This is a genomic window from Candidatus Thermoplasmatota archaeon, assembly GCA_030018475.1.
GTDB lineage: Archaea > Thermoplasmatota > JASEFT01 > JASEFT01 > JASEFT01 > JASEFT01.
Window position 1 is genome coordinate 3556 of record JASEFT010000013.1, and the last position, 3411, is coordinate 6966.

Annotated in this window: 3 protein-coding genes; 1 reads left to right on the plus strand and 2 read right to left on the minus strand. The window is 39.4% G+C overall.

The annotated features are described in order from the left end of the window. A partial coding sequence (locus tag QMD21_02995; GenBank protein MDI6855736.1) for a formaldehyde-activating enzyme occupies nt 1–545 on the plus strand: 545 nt, incomplete at its 5' end. A 19-nt stretch (nt 546–564) separates the two neighbouring features. On the opposite strand, the gene QMD21_03000 is transcribed toward QMD21_02995, so the two are convergent. Together QMD21_03000 and mtnA are read right to left on the minus strand one after the other, a co-directional pair. Further along, entirely contained in the window at nt 565–2460 is a 1896-nt protein-coding gene (locus QMD21_03000; protein MDI6855737.1) for an OPT/YSL family transporter, read from the minus strand. Beyond that, a partial coding sequence (gene mtnA / locus QMD21_03005) for an S-methyl-5-thioribose-1-phosphate isomerase (GenBank protein ID MDI6855738.1) occupies nt 2457–3411 on the minus strand: 955 nt, incomplete at its 5' end. The genes mtnA and QMD21_03000, both read right to left, overlap by 4 nt.

The window sequence follows — 3411 nt, forward strand, 5'->3', positions numbered from 1 at the left end:
GGCTAAAAGATAAGATTATCAAGACAAAATTTCCAGCTATTACTCAACATGAAAAAATAAAATTTTCTGAGCTGAAGGTCGGCGAAGGTTTTGCATCTCCTCCTATTTTCGAGCTTGCGCATATAGACCTTTTATTGGATTGTAAAGGTAGCGCATTAGAGCTTGCAATTCAAGAATCTTTAAAAGAGGCCAAAGAAAAGCTAAGAATTATCAATAAAGAGCCTCTCACTTTTTTAGTCCCCACAGTAACAATTCGTACTAAGTCGCAAGAAGAGCTTGTTTATAACTACGCAGCTGAAGGTGTTAATAAAGCAATCGATGCAAGTATAAAAGATGGACTGTTGCCAAAAGAGCTTTGTAAAGAGCTTGTGATTCTGGTAAACGCCTTTGTGCATCCTTCTGCAGTAAATAAGAAAAGAGTTGTTTTGAATAATTACAAAGCTATGCGATACGCGCTGAGAAAAGCAATAGAAGGAAGACCAACATTAGAAGAGCTGTTCTACGAGAAAGAGTCTGCACGGCATCCTTTTAGGTACACGCCTTGAAGCTTTTTAATAGTAAGATTCAAAACATGATAGCCAAGCAAACGATAGCGCTCATTACACTTTCACCGATAGTCAGACCGGTGCACATCGCATAGGTATTTACAAGTTTTAACGATTTTTCTTCTGGCTTGAGCTTTGGTAATCTCTTTTCCCATAAGAACCTAACGGAGCCGCCAAGGAGTAGTGGTAAAGTAATACCTAACGGGAAATACATCCCTAGTGCAAAAGCAGTCCCTCTTCCAGTGACAACTTCTGCTACAACACCTATAGCTATACCTACAAGTAACAGCCAGTAGTTTACATGGAATCCAAGTAAAGCGTTAGTAATGGCTGCAAGTGCATTTGCTTGCGGGGCTAAAAGATCAAGCTCTTTAAGATTTAATGCAAGGATTGATATGAAAACACCTGCAAGAACAGTACCTGGCAAAATGCCTATAAGCTGTGCTTTAATCAAGTTTTTCGGCTGGTTACCTACGTATAAACCAAGTTTAAAATCATAAAACAGGTTTGCGCTCACAACTGTACTTGCACAGAATGCGGTCACGGCAAGTATTCCCAAAACTGCAGTAGTATTTGGATCTAAACCCAGAGCTCTAAGTGGCAGGATTAGCAGGATGAGCACTATAAGTCCCATTGCCGAAACTGGTGTGCTGCCTGTTTCACCCATAATCTTTATTACTACAATAGCTAAGAAAAAGCAGAACAAAATTAGGAGAATTGATATTATAAGCGAGCCGGACAGCGATTCGCTTGTTAAAAAGAATATGACAACGAGCACACCAAAAGCTATACCTGCAAGTAGCTTAATGTTTTTTAAAATACCCGGAGCTTGAGCTTTAGGAAAAGTAGCTATGCCTCTTATCTTAGGCAGTGTTTTAACAAGTGCAGCAAAGCCGCTACCTACAATCGCACCTATTGCAATAATTCTAGCAAAATTAGAATATGCGAGCATTGGGTTGCTTATAAGTATCGTTTTACCAAGCTGTGGATCATAAGCCGTAGCACCAAAATAAACTGCAAGAGGATTAATTAGGAGCCATGTAACAATAGAACCTAAGCATACGATGAACGCACCTTTCAATCGCATAAACCAGCCGATAGCAGCGAGCATTGGAGAAAGGTAAAAATTCGCCCAAAAATATCTACTTGCACCTTCTGGTAGCATTATACTCCCTCTGTCATAAAATCTGCCTGCAAAAAGTCTTTGAAAAATAGATTTTCCGTTTATTGGGAAATCTCTAAGAAAACAAAACCCTAAAGCTAAGCTAAGTAAGGAGATAACCAGCCCAATGGTTCTTTTTACCTGCTTGGCAGTCCCAGCATAGGCTTTCTGAGCGATGTCCAGAAGTGTAACCGAAGCCTCAAAACCAGGTAAAGGCAAAGGATCTTCTACCACCCATATCCTTCTCAAGGTTATAGCCACCACTACAGCTAAAACAGATAGTAATGTTGAACCTACGATCGCTACAGATAGTGTTTCGATAGGGCTGAATTTAACAGTGCCTTGCTCGCGCAAAATATAGAGTGCAGTATAAATAAAGACATACCCTACGCATACCGAAGATACACTACCACTTATACTCCCTGCAATTTTTATTCGTTTATCAGACCATCTGAGTGCTATACCTATAATGTAAATTAAATACCAGCTACCGCCAACAGCCATGCCTATCTTCAGCCCGATATAAGAAGTTATCAGCACGAAAAGCGAGCCTACGATTAGTGGGATAGAAATATTGAGCCAATTAAGCTCGCGCTTATCGATCTCCTTTTCATTCCGCTCTTCAAAATATTGTTCAAGTGTCCCGGTGTTTAGATTTGCATAAAATTCAGGTGTATATCTTTCAAGCGCCCTGCGTTCAATATCTTCTAGCCCTTTAGAAGAAGGTGTTTGTCTGTAATATCTTTTTTTCACAATTTTCCTGGGGTTTTAATTATTCCCCTCTCAGTAATATATCCTTTAATATACTTTGCAGGTGTAACATCAAAAGCAGGATTTCTGGCTTTTGCTGCATTTGGCGCTACCCTTCTACCGCAAAACCTCAAAACCTCATTCTCATTCCTTTCCTCAATTTTTATTTGCTTGCCAATTTTTACAGAAAAATCAAATGTAGAGAGCGGAGCGCAGACATAGAAAGGAATTTTATTTTCTTTAGCTAGAACAGCTTTTTCATAAGTACCTATCTTATTAGCAACGTCGCCGTTCATTGCAATTCTATCAGCGCCTACAAATACTAAATCAATTTCTTTCCTTTCCATAAAATAGCCTACTGCGTTATCTGCGATTATAGTATGAGGAATATCTTCGTTTAACAATTCCCAAGAGGTAAGCAATCCTTGCAGTCTAGGTCTTGTCTCAGCTACAAAAACAAATATTTTCTTTCCTTTGGAATGCGCTCGCCTTATTGGTGCAAGCGCAGTGCCATAATCTACAGTTGCCAAAGCGCCTGCATTGCAATGAGTTAAAATTTTCATACCGTTTTTTATCAGCCTTTCTCCATACTCGCCTATTTTCTTGCAGCTATCAACAAGTTTATCAACATAATCCTCAGCAGCTTTTACAGCATCTCTTCCTTTGCCAAGCTCTTTGAGCATATAATCAATTGCATAAAACAAATCGTAGCCTGTAGGACGAGTCGCTCTCAGCGCTTTCGCTACTCTATCAATATTTTCATTACTCAAACTTGCCTGTGCTAGTGCATAAGCTGCTATTGCCCCTAAAGCTGGAGCTCCCCTAATTACCATTTCGTTGATTGCAAATATTATATCTTTATAGCTCATAGCTGTAAAAATTTTAAATTTATGTGGCAAAGCGCGCTGGTCTATCATTTTTACTTTTCCATTCTCAAGCCAGACTGCTCTAAGC